The 19,417-nt window shown below is 40.2% G+C and carries 22 protein-coding genes and 2 riboswitches; of the genes, 9 read left to right on the top strand and 13 right to left on the bottom strand.

The window, feature by feature from the left end:
- Positions 1-3: 3 nt before the first annotated feature.
- Complete coding sequence (locus tag ACFX4L_RS09420; protein WP_284469949.1) at positions 4-669, top strand: DUF2642 domain-containing protein; 666 nt, start codon at positions 4-6, stop codon at positions 667-669.
- A gap of 55 nt (positions 670-724) precedes the next feature.
- On the opposite strand, the gene ACFX4L_RS09415 is transcribed toward ACFX4L_RS09420, so the two are convergent.
- Complete coding sequence (locus ACFX4L_RS09415; protein ID WP_289319844.1) at positions 725-1,015, bottom strand: HesB/IscA family protein; 291 nt, start codon at positions 1,013-1,015, stop codon at positions 725-727.
- 443 nt (positions 1,016-1,458) lie between these two features.
- On the opposite strand from ACFX4L_RS09415, the gene ACFX4L_RS09410 reads away from it, so the two are divergent.
- Positions 1,459-2,661 carry a C40 family peptidase gene (locus ACFX4L_RS09410; RefSeq protein ID WP_377382296.1) on the top strand — a complete coding sequence of 401 codons (1,203 nt, stop codon included), beginning with the start codon at positions 1,459-1,461 and terminating at the stop codon, positions 2,659-2,661.
- 62 nt (positions 2,662-2,723) lie between these two features.
- On the opposite strand, the gene ACFX4L_RS09405 is transcribed toward ACFX4L_RS09410, so the two are convergent.
- The 8 genes from ACFX4L_RS09405 to ACFX4L_RS09370 all read right to left on the bottom strand — a co-directional run bounded on the left by ACFX4L_RS09405 (position 2,724) and on the right by ACFX4L_RS09370 (position 11,439).
- Positions 2,724-3,347 (bottom strand): poly-gamma-glutamate hydrolase family protein, encoded by a 624-nt coding sequence (locus ACFX4L_RS09405; protein WP_377382298.1) that lies wholly within the window; start codon positions 3,345-3,347, stop codon positions 2,724-2,726.
- Positions 3,348-3,434: 87 nt separating this feature from the next.
- The gene (locus tag ACFX4L_RS09400; protein ID WP_377382301.1) at positions 3,435-3,584 is read right to left on the bottom strand and encodes a CapE family protein; all 150 of its coding nucleotides are present in this window, start codon (positions 3,582-3,584) and stop codon (positions 3,435-3,437) included.
- A gap of 68 nt (positions 3,585-3,652) precedes the next feature.
- On the bottom strand, positions 3,653-5,236 hold the full coding sequence (locus tag ACFX4L_RS09395; protein WP_377404847.1) for a gamma-glutamyltransferase family protein: 1,584 nt from the start codon (positions 5,234-5,236) through the stop codon (positions 3,653-3,655).
- A 66-nt stretch (positions 5,237-5,302) separates the two neighbouring features.
- Positions 5,303-6,604, bottom strand: coding sequence for a CapA family protein (locus tag ACFX4L_RS09390; protein ID WP_377382304.1), 1,302 nt, complete (start codon positions 6,602-6,604; stop codon positions 5,303-5,305).
- A 10-nt stretch (positions 6,605-6,614) separates the two neighbouring features.
- Positions 6,615-7,064 carry a poly-gamma-glutamate biosynthesis protein PgsC gene (pgsC, locus tag ACFX4L_RS09385; protein WP_061464491.1) on the bottom strand — a complete coding sequence of 150 codons (450 nt, stop codon included), beginning with the start codon at positions 7,062-7,064 and terminating at the stop codon, positions 6,615-6,617.
- Positions 7,065-7,079: 15 nt separating this feature from the next.
- Entirely contained in the window at positions 7,080-8,261 is a 1,182-nt protein-coding gene (gene pgsB / locus ACFX4L_RS09380; RefSeq protein WP_061464490.1) for a poly-gamma-glutamate synthase PgsB, read from the bottom strand.
- Positions 8,262-9,053: 792 nt separating this feature from the next.
- The gene (locus ACFX4L_RS09375; RefSeq protein ID WP_061464489.1) at positions 9,054-9,266 is read right to left on the bottom strand and encodes a hypothetical protein; all 213 of its coding nucleotides are present in this window, start codon (positions 9,264-9,266) and stop codon (positions 9,054-9,056) included.
- Between the two features lie 493 nt (positions 9,267-9,759).
- Complete coding sequence (locus ACFX4L_RS09370; protein WP_377404844.1) at positions 9,760-11,439, bottom strand: methyl-accepting chemotaxis protein; 1,680 nt, start codon at positions 11,437-11,439, stop codon at positions 9,760-9,762.
- Positions 11,440-11,624: 185 nt separating this feature from the next.
- Positions 11,625-11,667: riboswitch (PreQ1 riboswitch) on the top strand.
- A gap of 55 nt (positions 11,668-11,722) precedes the next feature.
- Here ACFX4L_RS09370 and queC point away from each other — a divergent pair.
- The 3 genes from queC to queE are packed head-to-tail and all read left to right on the top strand — an operon-like array spanning position 11,723 to position 13,579.
- Positions 11,723-12,388: a 7-cyano-7-deazaguanine synthase QueC gene (queC, locus tag ACFX4L_RS09365; protein ID WP_061464487.1), complete on the top strand. Its 666-nt coding sequence runs from the start codon at positions 11,723-11,725 to the stop codon at positions 12,386-12,388.
- Positions 12,388-12,858, top strand: a complete 471-nt coding sequence (queD, locus tag ACFX4L_RS09360) for a 6-carboxytetrahydropterin synthase QueD (protein ID WP_061464486.1) — start codon at positions 12,388-12,390, stop codon at positions 12,856-12,858. The genes queC and queD overlap by 1 nt, the downstream gene beginning before the upstream one ends.
- The gene (queE, locus tag ACFX4L_RS09355; protein WP_061464485.1) at positions 12,851-13,579 is read left to right on the top strand and encodes a 7-carboxy-7-deazaguanine synthase QueE; all 729 of its coding nucleotides are present in this window, start codon (positions 12,851-12,853) and stop codon (positions 13,577-13,579) included. The genes queD and queE overlap by 8 nt, the downstream gene beginning before the upstream one ends.
- A 62-nt stretch (positions 13,580-13,641) precedes the next feature.
- Here the strand turns inward: queE and ACFX4L_RS09350 are convergent, their stop codons facing one another.
- Both ACFX4L_RS09350 and ACFX4L_RS09345 read right to left on the bottom strand, forming a co-directional pair.
- Positions 13,642-13,989, bottom strand: coding sequence for a DUF4260 domain-containing protein (locus ACFX4L_RS09350; protein ID WP_061464484.1), 348 nt, complete (start codon positions 13,987-13,989; stop codon positions 13,642-13,644).
- A gap of 53 nt (positions 13,990-14,042) precedes the next feature.
- The gene (locus ACFX4L_RS09345) at positions 14,043-14,615 is read right to left on the bottom strand and encodes a TetR/AcrR family transcriptional regulator (protein WP_125160249.1); all 573 of its coding nucleotides are present in this window, start codon (positions 14,613-14,615) and stop codon (positions 14,043-14,045) included.
- Between the two features lie 245 nt (positions 14,616-14,860).
- Here ACFX4L_RS09345 and ACFX4L_RS09340 point away from each other — a divergent pair, with 245 nt between their 5' ends.
- Together ACFX4L_RS09340 and ACFX4L_RS09335 are read left to right on the top strand one after the other, a co-directional pair.
- Positions 14,861-15,094: a hypothetical protein gene (locus ACFX4L_RS09340; protein ID WP_377404841.1), complete on the top strand. Its 234-nt coding sequence runs from the start codon at positions 14,861-14,863 to the stop codon at positions 15,092-15,094.
- Between the two features lie 97 nt (positions 15,095-15,191).
- Positions 15,192-16,163, top strand: coding sequence for an HD domain-containing protein (locus ACFX4L_RS09335; protein ID WP_377382320.1), 972 nt, complete (start codon positions 15,192-15,194; stop codon positions 16,161-16,163).
- Between the two features lie 269 nt (positions 16,164-16,432).
- On the opposite strand, the gene ACFX4L_RS09330 is transcribed toward ACFX4L_RS09335, so the two are convergent.
- Together ACFX4L_RS09330 and ACFX4L_RS09325 are read right to left on the bottom strand one after the other, a co-directional pair.
- Entirely contained in the window at positions 16,433-16,873 is a 441-nt protein-coding gene (locus tag ACFX4L_RS09330) for an SRPBCC family protein (RefSeq protein ID WP_377382323.1), read from the bottom strand.
- Positions 16,874-16,921: 48 nt separating this feature from the next.
- Positions 16,922-17,395, bottom strand: coding sequence for an SRPBCC family protein (locus tag ACFX4L_RS09325; RefSeq protein WP_377382326.1), 474 nt, complete (start codon positions 17,393-17,395; stop codon positions 16,922-16,924).
- Between the two features lie 407 nt (positions 17,396-17,802).
- Positions 17,803-17,845, top strand: a riboswitch (PreQ1 riboswitch).
- A gap of 51 nt (positions 17,846-17,896) precedes the next feature.
- Between ACFX4L_RS09325 and ACFX4L_RS09320 the strand changes: the two genes are divergently transcribed.
- Both ACFX4L_RS09320 and ACFX4L_RS09315 read left to right on the top strand, forming a co-directional pair.
- Positions 17,897-18,439 carry a VUT family protein gene (locus ACFX4L_RS09320; protein WP_284469964.1) on the top strand — a complete coding sequence of 181 codons (543 nt, stop codon included), beginning with the start codon at positions 17,897-17,899 and terminating at the stop codon, positions 18,437-18,439.
- Between the two features lie 20 nt (positions 18,440-18,459).
- Positions 18,460-18,609: a hypothetical protein gene (locus tag ACFX4L_RS09315; protein ID WP_155726451.1), complete on the top strand. Its 150-nt coding sequence runs from the start codon at positions 18,460-18,462 to the stop codon at positions 18,607-18,609.
- Positions 18,610-19,417: the final 808 nt, after the last annotated feature.

The raw sequence follows: 19,417 nt of genomic DNA, 5'->3' as shown, positions 1-19,417 counted from the left end.
GTAATGAGTGATGCTGTTGCATTACTGGGTAAACAGATTGATGTTCAACTCTCAGGAAAAGAAACCTTCAAAGGAATTCTGACTGATCTGAGCACGGATATTCTAGTGTTGTTCAATGGACAGCGGTATTTGTATTTTCCAATGCTGCATGTCCATAGATTCAATCTGAGTACAGAGATTGATAGCGAGATTAAATATCCTATTGAGTCCCCCATGATGGAAGAGATGGCGTCCATTTCCTATCGTAAAACATTAATGAATGCAAAAGGGGTTTTTTCAGAAATCCATGTTGCGGGACATATTCCTTTACACGGTTATATCACAAATGTTTTCAATGATTACTTTGGGTTCTACTCGCCTGTATATAAAATGATGTATGTATCGCTGCACCACCTTAAATGGCTTACTCCGTATTATCAACATGCCACACCATACACCCTCAATAAAGAGAGTTTCCCCATCAACCCGACAGGTGTGCCAATGCTTCGTTCTTTGGAGGACCAATTAAAGAAAAATGCAGGAAAGCTTGTAGTATTTGATGGGGGAGAGGACCCTATGAAAATCGGTGTCCTTAAAAAGGCTGAAAACAACTTGGTTGAGTTAACGACAGCTAGTGGGGATGATGTGTTTTTGAAGCTTTCACATATTAAAACCGTGTATATGCCTTAGATTAATAGAAATGAGGGGAAAGCCAATCATGCTTGCCCCTCATTTTCATCTTCTGCTAGATGATGGGGGATACCAACGGATTCGGGTTCCTGATTAAAAATCCATCGTCTTCGTAATCAATTTCCGTTTGATCTGTAAAATGGGAATCCGAGGGGTCAATCAAAATTTTAATATCGTGTAAAACAAGTATTTCCTCTTGCTCCTTTTTCGAGCTTGCCAAGCTTAAAGAGTAATTCATCTGGTTACAGCAAGTTCTGTTTATACCAAACCTCAAATACGTTTCCTCTCCAAAGCTATGTTGTCTATCTTTAATTGCCTGCCGGGCTTTCTCTGTCAGTTTTATCAAGATGTTCACTCCAATGTCGTTAGGCTGTTCATAAATAGGGCGAGCAGTATATGTACCACTTTATCAACGTTCGATCTTCACGGTTAAAGGAGCACTGGCGTACAAATAAATAAATTTCGCTGTTCCATAATCCTTTGGATTGCTCCATTTCCACTATGCACTTTCCTTATTCTTAAATCCCTCCCTTTTAAGAACGGTTATTTTGAAAGCGGTTCCAACGCGACTTCAGTATGGGTATAATGATTCATCTCAGATCGCATCATTGATAGCGACCATTAAAAGATAGGCTAAAAGTTTTATGTTGTTCACCGATAATACTATTGCGATGAGTATAAAGGTATATTCATATTGGTTAAAAGTAGGTCTAAAGATTCGAAAATGTTGCACTGTTTTTGGAAAATAGTGAATTTTAAAATATTTAAGCGGATAAAGGAAGGGTTAAAATGTTTAAAGGAAAATTAAGCTATATGGTAATTTTATTGGTATTCATGGTTAGTTTCACTTTTTTACCTGGTTTAAAGGTCGAGGCGGCAGATCATGTGCATACTGTAATTTCTAATGAAACGGTGGAATCGATTGCCAAGACTTATGATATATCGAAGGAGCAATTAATGAAAACGAATGGTTTACCGGATGATCAGTTATATGTGGGCCAAAAGTTGACGATCATTCAAACTGCTTATACTCCTTCCATTTATCAATGGTCGGAGAGAGGAAAACAAATTGCGAACTATGCGAAAACCTTTGTAGGGTTTAAAAAGACAGCAGGAGAAGAGACGCCTGAAAAAGGGTTTGATTCCAGCGGACTGATTCATTGGGTGCTTTCCCGGCAAAGTGTGCCGATCGACCGTTTGACAGTAGATGGCTTTTATAAGCAAGGGATGGATACCACCACTCCGAAAACTGGAGATATTATATTCTTCCTGGAAAAAGACAGCTTAAAGGTTGTGACTGCAGGTATTTATCTCGGCGAAAACCAATTTGTCAATTCTGGATATGGTGCAGAAACGGTTCAGGTTAGATCCACTACAGAAGATTACTTTGCAAAATACCAAGTGGCGTACAAAACATACTCGCCTAAAGGAGAGCATATCGTCCAAAGGGGTGAAACGCTTAAAAGCATATCGAAACATTACAGCATTTCCATGAGTACGATTAAAGATCGTAACGCTTTACCGACTGATGAGTTGATGCAAGGACAGTATCTACAAATATACAGCAACCCGTTGTATCCGTTTTATGTAAACCAAGAAGCTGCATATGATAAAGCATATGATGTCATCAAGTATGCATACACTTTACGCGGATTCACCTATGTTTTTGGGGGAGAAGATCCGATGACCGGAATGGATTGCAGCGGCTTCATTTATTGGGTCATGAAGGAGCAGGGCCTTTCAGTACAACGGGGTTCCTCAGCGGATTACTTCTCATTGGTACCCAAAATCGAAAATCCAAAAGCAGGGGATTTAGTATTTTTCAGCAACACAGGAACAAGGGTGGGTGTGACCCATGCAGGTATTTATCTAGGGGATGGCCGTTTTCTCAATGCAACGGAAAACGCAGGAGTTCATATCTCCAACCTTTCGTCAAGTTATTTTGCCGAGAGTTTTGAAAGCTTCGGTCAAGCTGAAAGCCTCATGGACTAAGAAGAATAGGAAGTCTGCTTGAGTGTTTCTGGTAGCCTCTTAAAAAAAGACGATAGGGAAGATCATTCAAACTGTTTATATTCCAGAGTCGCTTTTTCAAGGGCACGAACGAACCGATTAAAAAGATCCAACGGATTTACCCTGTTTTTACTAGTAAAGTCATTACCTTTGAATAAGCTTTTTCTAAGCTTCGTGGAAAGCTCCAATTGCACGCCTGCACCCGCTTTGGATGTGTTGGTAATGTTGTTTCCATTCATGCCTGAAAGGTGCTGCGGTGCGTCTTCAGTTTGAAATCCAGCTTCATTGAGTGAATGTTGAATCAAGTTCTTATAGGGTTCATTCCGTCCTCCAATGTACACCAGCGCGTTATGAACGTCGTAGTGGCCATGGATGGAAAGGATGGTCTGTGCGTTCGCTGCCATTGAAACGCCGATCGGTTCATTGAATAAGTTGGATGTTATATGAAGAACCTGGTTCCCTCTTGGTTTAAGACCTTCGAATAGATATGTGCTTGCACAAAGCCTTTCTCCAAGGGCGGCAGCAATCTCGCTAGTGCCTGGTTCGATATTCCCGCCATGTATGGCTAAGACTGCAATATCAGGTATCCTATGATGAACGATGATGCGGTAATCGAGGTATTCGTGTTCATTTTGCTGCAGTTCAGCAAAATCAGTATAGCTTTTCATGGTTATCCTCCCGTATCTGTAGCCTATTTATATTCTATACCCGTTGAAAGCAAAAATAAAAAAAAAGCGGGGATGCCCCAGCTTTTTTTATTTTTCGATAGTCGTATATTGTTCTATTTTCTTTTGCTCATCGGGTGTTAAAGTTTCCGTGCGTTTGAACATATTACTGGTCACAAGCAGGGCTGCTATAAGAACTACAGGTATAACCCAGCTTGCTATTTTTTTTACGATATTCATATTCTAAGTCCCCTTATGCATTACTAAAATTCATATGGTATTTGAAAGGAGAAGCTGGATAAGCATTTTTATTGCCGCGCTTTCCAGCTTCCATGTCTTCTTTTATCTCCAGCTCCGGATAGTCGTCCGTCTTTCTCGTTTTTAACGAGTACTTGAACCCCGCCATAATACATGGGTGAAATCTTCTGAATGACTTCGTATCCTGAATTTTCCAAGTCGGATATTATTTCATTCGAAAGCCTGGATTCCGTATAAATTTTCTTTCCATCAAAGACGAACCGATTACGGTCGATGATATCCTGAAATGAGCCTTCATTCTCTGTATATGAATAAAGGACCTGCATCAATACTTGAGGAATCCTATCACCGCCGGGTGAGCCGATCCCAATCGATTCCTTCCCTGGTTTCTTGAGAATGGTTGGTGCGGTGAAAGTTCTTGACCGTTTATATGCCTCTTGAGAATTCAGGCCGGACCGGAAATTTTTCAATTGATCGTTAAGGAAAAAGCCATTCGTATAGTCACCAGATCCGAAAAAGTTACTGAGTGTATTTGTTGTGGAAACGACAGTGCCATATTTGTCCATGATCACAAAATGTGTCGTGCTTTCATGTTCTTCGGAACCAAGCGCTTCCTCATTTTTCCAACTTCCACTATTGATCTTATTTTTAAGATTATTCAAGTGAATGGGTGAGAGCAATTGTTCAGCCTTAGAGTGACTTATTCCATCACCAGTATGTGCTGATCGATCTTGATAAGCAGTATTTGTGATGCCACCCAGGATTTTCATATAATCTGATTTGCTTGAAGACTCGCCCAGGTTGGTTTCCTCGGCGAGCTTTAACATTTCAAGAACTGTAATCCCTGAAAAGGGAGGAGGGGCTGTAAAAACGTCATAACCGGCAAATGTTCCTTGGACCGGGGTACGTTCTTTCACCTCATAGCGCTTTAAATCCATCAAGTCGATGTCTGTTTTTCTTTTAATATCCCGTGCAATTTTCCCTTTATAAAAACCATCAGGACCTTCCTGTTGAATCTTCTTCAATGTTTCAGCAAGTCTTTTTTGGATGAGGGTTTTGCCTGGTTCAATGGCATCACCATCAGGATAAAAAAGTGAAGTGTTATCGGAATAGACCCTTGGCTGAGCTGCTTCTAAGCGTGATGATAACGTTGCGTCCACTTTAAAACCTCCTTCAGCCAAATCTATCGCCGGCTGAAGAAGATCTGCCATTGGTACGCTCCCATACTTATCGCTTATAACCTGCATGCCGGCCACTAAGCCAGGAATCCCCGCATTGTGTCTTGAACTTGGGTCTTCCGGAGAAGATTCACGATAATCGATAAAATTGGGGTCTCCGGATCCAGGGGTAATCAGCATACCGCCGCCGCCACCCACGCCAGATCCAAAAGGTTCGACTACACCTAATACATAGGATACCGCAATTGCGGCATCCGCCGCTGTTCCGCCGTTATCCAATATATCCATCCCGACATCTATTGCGATTGGGTTTGAAGAACTGACCCCATATGATTGTTCCGTTTTACTCTTTATCGGATCATTCGTGTCAGAAATAGGGGGTGTCTTCGAACATCCAGCTAAATATATGAGCATGCAAAGGGAAATGAATACTTTTCCCGTCATACGATTAATCATCGATTATTCCCCCTGTTCGTTGAGCTTCCAAGTTGTTTCACTTTTCACATAGTATCCAATCGTTCCTTACTGAATGGGTTGTATGTTCTGTGGTGTAGCTTTTACTTCTTGTTTCTCTTGTGCAGCTTTCTTTTCTTTTGCTGCTTTTTCTTCTTGTACAGCTTTCTTTTCTTTCGCTGCTTTTTCTTCTTGCTCACGTTGAACTTTATGGTCGATTACTTTCTTGTGATCCAATGTAATCTCGATGTTATCCTCTTTTTTCGACCATTGGGCTTTTTCACTCGTTTCCTTCGTCAACTGACGGTAAACACGTGATTTGTCGATTGAAGAGGTAGCTGGCCTTGGTGTTGCTTCTTCAATTTGCAGTGGAACGACATCGACCGTAGCTTTTCCGTCTTCCGCTAAATGGTATTGAACCATTGCTGAATCCTTTGTGCGTGTCCAGCCTTGATCGAATATGAAGTTTCCTAAGCTATAGAAAATGATTCCATCTTTATAAACATCAAACGATTGAAGCACATGGGGGTGATGACCGATGATGATATCAGCTCCCGCATCGATTATTGCTTTAGCCAATTCTTTTTGGCGATCGGTTGTAGATGTTGAATACTCTATTCCCCAGTGAACATTCACCACAACCAAGTCTGCGTTGCCTTGCTTGGCATCTTTTGCTTTTCCAATCATTTCAAATAATAAATCAGGGTTGGTGTTCAATATCCCGGCTTTATTATTTTTTGGAACGGCATCCTTACCGTAAACATCTGTAAAGCCAAGTGTTGCGACACGGACGCCATTAACATCCGCATAGTTGATGCTATTTTTAGCTTCGGTGGTGTTCGATCCAACACCGACATAGTTCATATCCGCAGTTTTGAATTCATCAATCGTGTCAAGCAGTCCTCGTTCTTCGAAGTCCATCATATGGTTATTGGCCAAATTCATCACAGAGAAGCCAGCATCTTTAACGGCTTTCACACCACTATTGTTGGAGTTTAACCTGATGGCCGTGTCTGCTTCCTTGTAGTTGGATGCCTCTTCTTTTAAAACAGGATGTTCATAATTCCCACTGACATAGTCTGAATCGGCAAAATAGGGTTTCATATAACGGAAGAGGTAATCATACCCGTGCTTATCCGTCACTTCTTGAACATAACGTCCCATCATCACATCACCGACCATTGTCATCGTCAATGGTTGATCAGTTTTTGAAGCAGGTGTTTTCACTTCTTCAGCCCGTCCCATCCAAGTGGTAATGACTAAAGCGATTAGTAATATAGGTAGTATAATTCCAGTGTATTTAAGATTCTGTTTCTTCGTACGTTTAATAAAGATAAGTGTTTTTTCTTTTGCATTTAAAGTCCGTTTCATTTTTTGCACCTCAGAATAGGTAGTACACGTTCATTAAACCGAAAGTTAAGCCGGATAATAAAAGCGTGCTGCCAAGTGTCAATGGCATTCCTTGTCTTTGAATGGTATTCGCTATCAATCCGGGTACGATTATACCGATTCCCCGAAACTCGAATATTTCAAATGGCATGACGGGGTAGACCATGTCCAATAGGAGTTTCAGGCAAATCCCGGTCACCATCATGGCTGCGAATTTTCTTCTTCCATATAAAATCACCCATCTTGAAAGGCCGTGAGTGACGATTAAATAAGTTACTACACTAATGACCAAGATGACCAGCATGATTTCCCATTGATCAAATACTAATGCCAAATAACCTGGCACAATAAGTCCTGCGGGTACGACACCCGTTTTTTCTGAAAATATAAGGCTAAGCGTTACTCCCAGTACTAGTGCTACATATAAATCCGATCCAAACATTAAGGTTCCTCCTACTTAACTTGCTTTCTGCTTTGTTTTAGATTTCATGAATGCTTCAATTAATGGTTCCGCTGCGCCGTGAATATTCCCGACACCGTAGACGATGCGATTTTTCATCAATGGGCGGAGACGGGCCACGATTTCTTCAGTTGACCAGTTTTCCAAATCCCAATATTCTTTTGTATCCAAATTACCTTGCTCGAATACCTTTGTTATTGGTGATGTAGTTTCACCAATGGCAATGACGATTTCAGATTTAATGTAAGGCAATACATCTCTTGCAAACTGCTCTGTACGGTCCACACGGTCAGCACGGCAGTTCATGATGACGATAGGAGGTTCTGTGCTGTATCCGAACGTTTTGACACGATCCCAGATGTTCAGCGTCGATGCCGCGTCGTTTGCAGCAAAGCCATTGACAAAGAAAGTTGGCTTGACTGGATCTCCAAATCTAGTGATCCGCATGGCCCCTGGATCTGGATGCGCATTTAACATACCGCGAAAAGCTGTTTTTTCATCAATGCCTAAAGCTTCTGCAACAGCCAAAGCCAGTGATGCGTTATCCGGAAATACCATATAATCGAATTCGCGCAAGAAGTCTTCAGAGATTCTTGAATTATCTGCAACGATCACTTTTGAGTTGCGTTCTTTGGCAATTTTCTTGAAGAAGTCCAAATATTCACTTTCAATGGTAATCAAGTGACCATTATAAGGGATTGTAGCTGTAAAGGCTTCTGCAACCTCATCCATTGTCGGTCCCATGACATCCATATGGTCTTCTAATACATTCACGATGACCCCAATGTTTGCTTGGATCATTTTATTTTGGAAGATTAATTGATAGTCAGGCTGTACGGCCATACATTCACAAACAAGTGCTTCCGTTCCTAAATCTGCTACTTCTTTAACTACACGCCGTTGTTCTCCAATGTTCGGTCCCTCTGGGCGGCGTTTAATCGGTTTTTCTTTGTCGGTAAACCAGTAGATCATTCTAGCTGATGTTCCGGTTGTTTTACCTACTGTTTTGTACTTAGCTTCCTGGATCACACCTGTTATTAGACGTGTTACAGTCGATTTGCCTCGAATACCGTTTACATTCACACGTACCGGAATGGAATCGAGACGCTTCTGATGGCGTCTTTGTTCGAAGATGCCATAGCCAAGTAAAAAGATCGCACAAATAAATATTGGTGCCATTTTTTAACCTCTCTTTTTTTAAATATTTGATTTACTGAATACACACTACATGATTTTAAACTTAATAGGCAAGAGCCAATTATTCTATCGTAATATAACTGTAGTCAGCTTTTTGCAAAAAATGTATATAGGAGTGTAATAGTATCTAATGGAATAAAATGTTTTATGAGTCCAAAGATATGGCTGAAAGTCGAGTAAAACCTTGATTTATTTACACTAAAATATGGAAAGTTTAATATATGGCCATTATGAATACAATTAAAATAGTTTTATAGGCATTTGAACCCGATTCTTAATGGCTGTATTTGTATAATAAATTGTTATTAAAAGTGAGGTTTATTACAATTTATTGATTGTTTATACCCATTAATTTGACCTAAACGTTACAATATTTACGTATTTGTCATTCAATGTAAGATAGTGCATCTATAGACACATGTAGTCGGACTTTTTTGAATATGGCCAAAGATGAGTAAAAGAACACATCTCTTTTTTTGTAAGTTTTGGGTTTTTTTCTAGAAAAATACCCGTGGGCCTATATTGTGACTTTTACCTAAAACATGAAATAAACTAAGGTTAATCCAATTTATTTAAAAAATACCTAGTTACTTCTATTAATATAGTGTTAATAGAAAAAAGAAAAATAAAAAAAGCTCAGAAGTATATCTGAGCTTTCGGCTTTTATATTTTAAAAGAATGATATGGGTAATGAATCTCCGTTTATCATGGAGAATGTGACGTTTGTAGGGTATAAACTACAACATAAGTAGCTTATTTTTTGAAGGAATCAGGTTAACTGGATTTTTTTCTGTCAGAAATTTCAATGTTGGGGCCTTTTTTACCGCCTTCAATCACATAAAGTCTAGGAGCTAATCTCCTCCTACCTTGATTTTCAGAATTCATCTTCATATAATTTTCGTATTCTTTGCGAAAGAATTTGTTGTTTTTCCGATCTAGTGCTTTTCTTTCGTTAAAATCTGCTATGAATTTGAAAAAACGTTTCATATGAATTCCTCCTTTTGGGGTTAAAAGGTCTTGGTTTAATAGTAACACATTATTGGTGAAATTTAACCTTTTTTTACAATTTTGGAGTGAAATTTATGCTTTTTGTGTGAAAAAAGTTGTGAATTGTTTGGTTTGCAAGAAAGCGTGCAATGAGCCTTACTGAGTATAAGGGCCCGTGCATTGGGTTGAAATGAAATGCTGGATCAAGTGAGTTCTTGTACTGGTGATTTCCAGTAAGTGTGGGTATTGGAAGTGAGAAGTATTTCAGTAAGAATATTCCTAATAAATTCATTATACACTAAATATTCTGAAAACAAAAGAAAATATTCACTTCCAACCCTTTTGATAGATTTTTCTTTTCATGATGATTAACTTTTCATGATTATTAATGCGTATAGTCTTTTATACCCCAAATACACGAAAACGAAACAATCACCATGAAGGGGAGAAAAAGAAAATTTCCCGCGTTCAAGTGACGGGAAATTTTCTAGTATCATAATTGGAATTTCTTGACCTGTTCGGTTAGCAGTTCAGCGGAAGATGCGAGTTCACATGCATGATTCGTGACTTCATCCATCGAAGAGCTGGATTGTTGAGCGGAGGCAGAAACTTGTTCGATTCCTGCCGCGGACTCTGCAGTAACGGCTGCGATATCTTCGATGGCCTGATTGATTTCTTTACTATTTTTGGAGATATAGTTCAATTCAGCTGTAATATGCTGTATTTTCATTCCCATATTCCCGACAGAGTGATTGATTGTTTCAAAGGTTTGGCCGGTGAGCGTAATCTGTTTCGTGCCTTCATCCACCTGTGTATAACCATCTTCCAGGGAGTGGACGACCGTTTTTGAATCTGTTTGAATAGCGGTGACAATATCGGTGATATCCCCAACGGATTGTGTGACCCCTTCAGCGAGTTTCCGCACTTTAGCTGCGACGACGGCGAAGCCCTTGCCATGTTCACCAGCGCGTGCAGCTTCTATGGCTGCATTCAGCGCCAATAGGTTGGTTTGATTGGATATATCTTTGATGACCTGCACAAGCTGTGAGATTTCCTGTGATTGAGAATCGAGCCTTTTCACTTGCCCGACGGCATTTTTGACAATTCCGTCAATCATTTGCATTTGTTGGACCGAACTGCGCATTAAAGTGGTGCCCTCCTTGGTCAAGGATAGGATCTCGGTCGGACTTTGAGATACCTCCATTCCTTCAAGATGGGCCTGCTCGATCTTGCCGGTGAAATCATCCATCATGCGGACCATTTCAGCTGCCCGGTTGGCTTGTGAGTCCGAGCCTTCCGAAAGTTCGTACATGGTAGTCGCAATCTGTTTGCTGCCCTGTTGCACTTCATTTGCTGATTGAGTCAGATCCTCGCTTTGGTTGGAAACGGATTCGGATACAACCAGCATTTTTTCAATCGTATCACGAAGGTTTTTCTGCATTTGGTTGGCGGATACCGTTAATTCACCCATTTCATCATTTGACTTTTGCTCCAGGGGCTCATGATTCAGTTTTCCGTCAGCAACCATTTTCATCCTGTCCCTGACTTTAAGGAGGGGGGTGGTAATGAGGTTTGCAGTCACAAGTGCAAGCACAAGGCCGATAAGGACTGCCGCAATGGATATGATGATACTTGTAGTCTTAACCGATTTCCCGCTTGCGATGACGGTTTCACCTGAAGAGACAATCGTTTTTTCGCGTTCGGAAGCCAGCTCTCTAAACCCATCCATCAATTCATTGCTTATTGGTGCAACTTCATCCTTTAGTATTTCTATAGCACGTTCTTCATTTCCTTGATCATATTGTGTAAATACGCGGTCTATAATAATCGTTCTCCAATCCACGCTTTTCTCAATCAATTCCTTCGTTTTTTCAGAATCACTTAAGGCTAAAAGATCCTCCTGAATGACTTTGCTTTCTTCGGTATATTTTAAGAACTTCTCTTTATTACTTTCGTCGCCAAATAGAATATAGCCTCTTGCGAGTGCGCTTCTTTGTGCAACATTATTGAGTAGTTGTTCTTCATCAATTAGAATCGGCAATTTTTGGCTAATAATATCTTTGGAATGTACAAGTGACTTATTGCTGCTATAAATATTAAATGCTCCTAAGATGATACACAAAGATATGATGAGTGAAAATGCTGCCAATATCTTTCCTTTAATACTTTTCAAATTAATGAACCCCTTTATCGATATTTTATTCACTCTTTTTTATCGGATAAATAATGGGTTATTTAAGCAGATGAGAAGATAACCAAGTTTTCCGTTAGGTGTGATTTTCCATAATCCAAACATCTTGATTTCTTCTCGTTTTCAAGTTACTATTGACTTGGAAAAATATAATATTCCGCATTATGGCGGAAGAGGTTCTAGCTACCCTCTCAAAAAAACTAAGGAGAAACAGTGCTCTTTTCTTAGGGTGCTGTTTTTTTCCGTAAAAAGGAGTTTTATAGAAATGAAGAAGAAAGAAAAGGCAGTGGTTGTGTTTAGCGGAGGTCAGGACAGTACGACGTGCCTGTTCTGGGCGATGGAGAGATATGAGGAAGTGGAAGCGGTGACGTTTGATTATAATCAGCGGCACAGCTTGGAAATCGAATGCGCTCAAGAGATTGCCAAGGAATTGGGCGTGAACCATCATATCCTTGATATGTCGCTGCTGAACCAACTGGCACCGAATGCTTTGACGAGAAGTGACATTGCAGTGGAGGACGGGGAAGACGGGGAATTGCCGTCGACGTTCGTACCAGGGCGGAATTTACTGTTCCTATCGTTTGCCGGAGTGTTGGCCAGTCAGATTGGCGCTAAACATATTGTCACCGGTGTCTGTGAAACGGATTTCAGCGGATATCCGGACTGCCGGGATGTATTCATTAAATCGTTGAATGTGACCTTGAACTTGTCGATGGACCAGTCATTCGTGATTGATACGCCGCTTATGTGGCTTAATAAAGAGGAAACATGGGAGCTTGCCGATCAGCTTGGCGCGTTCGACTTTGTCCGCGAAAAGACCCTGACTTGCTATAACGGAATCATATCAGACGGCTGTGGAGATTGTCCGGCATGTAAGTTGCGGAAAAAAGGATTGGATGACTATGTAAGCAGACGGAAGGTGCTTTCGTGATGTACGGTTTTACTATAGTAGATAAACTCCAAAAAATAGATCAAGATATTCAGCGCAGCCAATTGAAATATACAACTAAAAGGGTCATGGTCAGTAAGGAATTTACCTTTGACGCAGCACACCATCTACATGACTATGAAGGAAAATGCAAGAACTTGCATGGCCATACGTATAAGGTCATTTTCGGATTGAGCGGGTACACGGATTCACGCGGTTTGATGATAGATTTCGGGGACATCAAGGATATATGGAAAAATGAAATTGAAATCCACCTTGATCATCGTTATTTGAATGAAACCTTGCCGCTCATGAACACTACGGCTGAAAATATGGTTGTCTGGATTTATGAAAAAATGGCCGAAGCCCTTTCATTAAAGGAATATGAGGGTGCTAGGGTCGAATTCGTTCGACTATACGAAACGCCGACAAGCTATGCCGAAGCCAGACGGGAGTGGATGGAAAGTGAGTAAACTCCCGGTTATGGAAATCTTCGGACCGACCATCCAAGGTGAGGGAATGGTCATTGGCCAAAAAACCATGTTCGTTCGGACGGCTGGCTGCGATTATTCATGTGCCTGGTGTGATTCCGCATTTACTTGGGATGGCACCGGTAAGGAAGATACCGTCCAAATGACTGCCGAGGAAATATGGGATGAGCTGAAGCGGATTGGGGGTGCCGGTTTTTCCTTCGTGACGATATCAGGCGGAAACCCGGCACTGCTGAAAAACTTAAACAGCCTGGTAGCGATCCTACATGAAAATAAAATGAAAATAGGTGTCGAAACACAAGGGAGCAGATGGCAGGATTGGTTTCTCGATATTGATGAATTGACTATTTCTCCTAAGCCGCCGAGTTCAAAAATGAACACGGACTTTACGGTGCTCGACCAAATCATATCGAACCTTGCCAATCGAAACCCTGAAAACCATGTCTCATTGAAGGTAGTCGTCTTTAACGAAGAGGATTATCAATATGCTAAAAATGTACATGGCCGCTACCCCGATATTCCTTTTTATCTGCAGGTCGGCAATGACGACAGCAGTACGGCGGATGATCGTCAATTGATCAGCGGGCTTTTGAGAAAATACGAGGAGCTAATTGATAAAGTGATAGCCGATGATGAATTGAATGATGTGAAAGTGCTGCCACAGCTTCATACTTATATATGGGGCAACAAGCGAGGCGTGTAAAGATCAGAGACAGAAGGCGGTGTGATGCGTAATCACACTGCCTTTTACATATGGAAAGCTACCTATACCTTTTGAAGGTGTGTAGCTTTGAAGGATGATGTGTATTTAAGGCCATACCCAAATAACCGATCCATTCCAATATGTGCGGTCCAAATTGACCCGATCATCATAAGCGCATCAGACTTTAGAAAAATGGCTAGCAAAATCATGAAAATGGACAGGGTATAAGTGTGAAATAGGTTATAAACCTTTGCTCCAACTCGATCATCAATTAGATAGGCCAACATGGAAACATCAGGCGATAAAATAAATAAAAGGAAAATCCACCAGCTGAATTCATATAACGAATAGATGTAAATCATCGCTAAAAGGACCATGAGTCCTTCGATATGAAGGAATTTCTTTACCATTTTCCAACCTCCCAAAATTTAATTAACCATTGGTCAATAATTTTAGTGAAAAATCAAACAATGTTCTTGATGATATTTTTCACGTGAAAATAAGCTAAACCTTTTACATCTGGATAGGATAGTTCAGAATTGATATAAAAAGTTATGAATCCGTGAAGGGAAAGGAAAATGGACCATATGGATGCAGGATTCAGTTTGTTGTCGGTTAATTCTGTCAAGGATTGGATTAGCTTTTCATAGGTTTTATTAGAATCGAATTGAAGTAACTGCTGAATTTCTTTTTCCTTGGATAAAAACATGATGGAATAATGATTCTGTTGTGTTAAACCAAACTCAATGAAGCATAATAAAATCTTTTCGATTTTTTGAGAAGGGTCATTTTCCGACATGGTGATATCATCGATTAAATGATTTAAAACGGAAAAATCCGTTTTCACCAAACTATAATATATTTCTGCCTTATTTTTAAAGTGATAATAGATGGCTCCATGGCTGCAATCCAATGATTTAGCCAATTGTCTCATTGAGACGTTCGAATACCCTAAGGTTGCAAAAAGGTTTCTAGCTTCAGTCAATACCATTTCCCTGGATAATTCTTTACCTGCCGATTTCCTTGGCGACATCATTCCACCCCCCCTTGTTTATTGACCATTGGTTAAATGGAATGATACCGTACTGATTTACAAATATCAAATATTAGACATTTTTCTAAATGGCTGTTTTTAAGTGAGGGTTTACCATTAAATGTAACTAGAATTTAACTATAACGTCAAACATAGTAAATGGTGAAATCATAGGATTCACTATTAACTAAATATATACTTTTATGGTAAAATGGAGGAAAACCAAGCCCGTTGGAAGGGATGAATAGATGAAAAGGAAATTAGTTATTTTGTCTACAATATTCGTAGTATTTACCAGCTGTTTTTTATTCAATAAATCTTTTAATAATAAAACAAAACCTATGGAAGACATTATAATGGTGTATCCAGCAAATCGAGTAATAACAAATGAAGTGATACTCATTGGGGATGAAGCTGAGGGCAATCTACCTGATATCGATTTGAATGATGAAAAGGAATTGGAAAAATTGGCAAAAAAGTAATATGAGCAAGGTAAAAAGGGGGAAGTAATTTTTACAGAAGAAAATCAGTGAAATCACCTAACTGTAATGAGTAAACTAATGGGGGAGGCCGCAGTTATTGCTAGTTTCGGATAGTATCTATGGGGAACACATTATAGAGGGAGTTCTGGAAGAGCTGATAAAAAGCAAACCGGTCCAAAGATTGCAGGGAATACATCAGGGTGGGGCAAGTTATTTAGTTAATGAGAAGTGGAATGTCACACGATTTGACCATTCAATTGGTGTGATGTTGTTAATAAAGGCGTTTGGCGGTTCATTAGAGGAACAAATCGCGGGCTTGCTGCATGACGTATCCCATACTGCATTCTCACATGTTATAGATTTCGTTCTGGATTGTAAGGATGAAGATTATCATGAAAAGATATATGATCATGTCATTATGGAATCTGAAATCCCATTTATATTGAAGGAATATGGATATGATTGTAAAGTTATTGTTCAATCAAAATGGGAAATGCTTGAACAGCCAGCACCTGGGTTATGTGCCGATAGGGGGGATTATACTCTCCGGGATATGCATCAGTATGGATATATCACACTTGAATCCGTTCACGACTTTCTTGATCATGTAATCATAGTAAATGGAAGAATGTATCTGGATAATATTGATTCGGCGGAATGGTTTGTGAAAACGTATTACAGTGAAGTTATTGATTTTTTCATGGATCCACTTAATATATATGGCTATGATATCTTGGCAAAGACGTTAAAATTGGCTTTGGCTAAAAACCTGATCAGCCTTGATGACTTACTTGGTACAGATGAAGAAGTCATATCCTTGTTAAGCTCCACTGAAGACGATGAAGTGCAAAATCTGTTAAAAAGGATCCATGGTAACGTAAAGGTGAAAGAAGATCAATTGGACTATGATTTACATCGGAAAAATAAAGTGCGCCTGATGGATCCTTCCATCATTCAAGGAACCCAAGTGGTGAGAGCATCCAGTTTATCCGAAAAAGTGAAGAACATGGGAATTGAAGCCTATGAAAAAGCTTCGAAGGGCATGTATCTAAAAGTGATTTCCGATTGAATTTCGCGTCAAACCAAACGGAAAGTGAAAAACTCACGGAATCCATCCTTGAGTTTTTCCCGGAAACATTACCCGTAAATTTATATAGACTATCGACGACTTGTAAGCCGCTTTCTTTTAAGTGGTGGCATTTTATCGATATTCGGACACCATTAAATCGTAAAGGCTTATCAGGTACAACATAGTTAAATATTGTCAGTGTTATTGTTCTGGCAGGCGGCATGCCCAACTGCCGGTTTTGGAGATCTTTTTTCAGCTGAACCAGCAGCTTAAAAAATTAATGACGCTCTCAAATTAGTTACACCACTTTCTAAATAACCCTTTAAACAGGTTAAAGTATATACCCACCCCTCTTTTTGTCCTATCATTTTTTTTATTATTTCTGGATCGTCTTCCTTCAAACCTGATTCGTTTACTTCAATAATTGAACTTGTATTATCCAGCTCTTTTAATGTAATTGTAACGACCGTTTCTTGGGCGTTGCCTCCCCACGAATACACGATTTTCCTATTTTCCTCGACTTCTAATACATGTATAACCACTTCAGCATCGTATTCGTTATATCTCAATGTAAGCGTCCTGCCTTGCTCCCATCTTTCAGAACTCGATGAGAACCAGAAATTTCCGATTTTTTCGGGGTTTACTATTGCTTCAAACACCTCATTAGTTGGCTTGCCTATTTTAAATTTCGTAGTTATTTGAGTATCCATACTATATCAGCTCTCTTTCGATATGTTTAAATAAGTTCCCACTAACACCTAATTAACCCGATCTACATATATTGGCGGCAAGGTCCGTCCAGTTTCAAGCAAGCTCTTCAGGTTACATAGAATAGCTGGCCATCCATTATTTATGCCCTTAAAGGTATTGTCACCATATACGAAATCGGTCTCCAGTAGCTCTTCATGCGTAAGTGTTAACTTCACAGTAGATTCATCCATTGGCTGCAGTTGAAAAGTGACCCGAGAAGGATCCTCGCGGGGTGTTTCGTCTCCTGTCGTGTTCCATGTAAAAGAGAGCAGTTGCAGCGGCTCACACTTAAGTACATTTCCATGATCAGTGATTCGTCCATCTTCCAGCAAATATGTAACGGTTGCGCCTTCTTGAAAGGATGACTTGATTTGACATTCAAAGTGGTATTTTTTTGTAAATTCGCGACTCGTTAGGGCTTCCCAAAGCTTCTCTGGTGTGGTTGCGATATAAATAGGATAGACAAACGTTGGTTTTTTCATTATTCTTTTTCCTCCTCGCGTTTATACTTCTAGCATTCCTTATCAAGTCCGTGCCAAATAAAAACAAAAAGGGTTGCACTATCAAAATCGTATCATAGCTCTATCAATGATTGTCTGCTTTTTATATACAGCCGGTCAAGCAGTTTTCTGCGACAGGAATCGGCAAAAGCCATAAAATCAGAGGAACATTTGCTAAGTGTTAAGCTTTGGCAAAGCGGATATTGGCTTATCGAGTCTGCAAATGAAATCCGTGGATTCGCACCATTCCCAGTGACCAAAACGAAATCAAACGGTGATTATTGAAAGGATATAAGCTTGAATACATTTTAGGATCAGGCCATATGGAAACTTCTTGATTTCCAACCGTTTTCAAGCTACGATAAATAATGAAATGATAATCCGCTCCGGCGGAAGAGGTTCTAGCTACCCTCTCAAAAAAACTAAGGGGAACAGTGCTCTTTCTTAGGGTGCTGTTTTTTCTGTATAAGGAGAATGAATTAAATGTTAAGAATTCTATTTTATTTAGTATCCATCGTCACGGCGAATGTGGTTACAGCAGCTTTTGATCCATTACATTTGGGCATGTTCATCATTCCGATGGGTACATTGTTCATCGGAGGAACCTTCATCTTTCGAGATCTGGTCCAGAATAAATTCGGCCGTGCGAAAACCTATATGTGTATTGTTACCGCACTTATTTTATCTGCATGTGTTTCATTTTTATTAGGAGATACGTTATTGATTGTATTTGCTTCCGCATTATCGTTCGTGGTGGCAGAAACAGCGGATACGGAAATTTATACCCGGTTAAAGCTCCCGATGAGTTGGAGGGTGTTTTACAGCGGGATCGTTGGAGGGTTTTTCGATTCGGTGATATTTGTCGTGATTGGCCTAAGTCCACTAGGTGCTAATATATTGCCATGGGAAGCCGTACCCGCTGCGATTATCGGCCAAATCATCGTTAAAACAGTCATTCAGTCAATCGGTGCCGTACTGTTGGGACGAATCAACGTAAGACTGGAAAAGCGCGTAGTCTCCGGTTGAATTCTAGGAGGGATGCACCGATGGATGGAACCAAAAAGGAAGAAGATAAATGCTATTGCCTCGAGGCCTTTCGCGAAAAATATGGTCCGCATGTCCAGGGGGAATGTATGAAGCTCTCCTGCGCCAATTATCGGAAACATAAAGGAATAGACAAAAAAGGGCCAAATTAGGTCCTCTTTTTGCGTGACTGGAGTAACCCACTAGTAAACAGCGCGAAATCAAGAGTGTAGCATGAATTCACGAGTAAACGTGCGAAACTCACGAGTAAATAGTCCAAACTCACGAGTAAACGTGCGAAACTCACGAGTAAATAGTCCAAACTCACGAGTAAATGTGCGAAACTCACGAGTAAACGTGCGAAACTCACGAGTAAACAAGCCGAACCCACGAATAAACAGCGCGAAATCAGGAGTGTAGCATGAATTCACGAGTAAATGTGCGGAATTCACGAGTAAACGTGCGGAATTCACGAGTAAACGTGCGAAATTCACGAGTAAACAGTCCAAACTCACGAGTAAAAGTGCGAAACTCACGAGTAAACGTGCGAAACTCACGTAAACAAGCCGAACCCACGAATAAACAGCGCGAAATCAAGAGTGTAGCATGAATTCACGAGTAAAAGTGCGGAATTCACGAGTAAAAGTGCGAAACTCACGAGTAAATAGCCGAACCCACGAATAAACAGCGCGAAATCAAGAGTGTAGCATGAATTCACGAGTAAACGTGCGAAACTCACGAGTAAATAGTCCAAACTCACGAGTAAATGTGCGAAACTCACGAGTAAATGTGCGAAACTCACGAGTAAAAGTGCGAAATTCAGGAGTAAACAAGCCGAACCCCGAGTAAACAGCGCGGAATCAAGAGTGTAGCATGAATTTACGAGTAAAAGTGCGAAATTCACGAGTAAACAAGCCGAACCCCGAGTAAACAGCGCGGAATCAAGAGTGTAGCATGAATTTACGAGTAAAAGTGCGAAAT

Origin of the sequence: Peribacillus sp. YIM B13482, from assembly GCF_042787975.1 — a bacterium.
Classification (GTDB): Bacteria; Bacillota; Bacilli; order Bacillales; family DSM-1321; genus Peribacillus; species Peribacillus simplex_A.
This window is presented reverse-complemented; position numbering and strand designations above follow the sequence as displayed.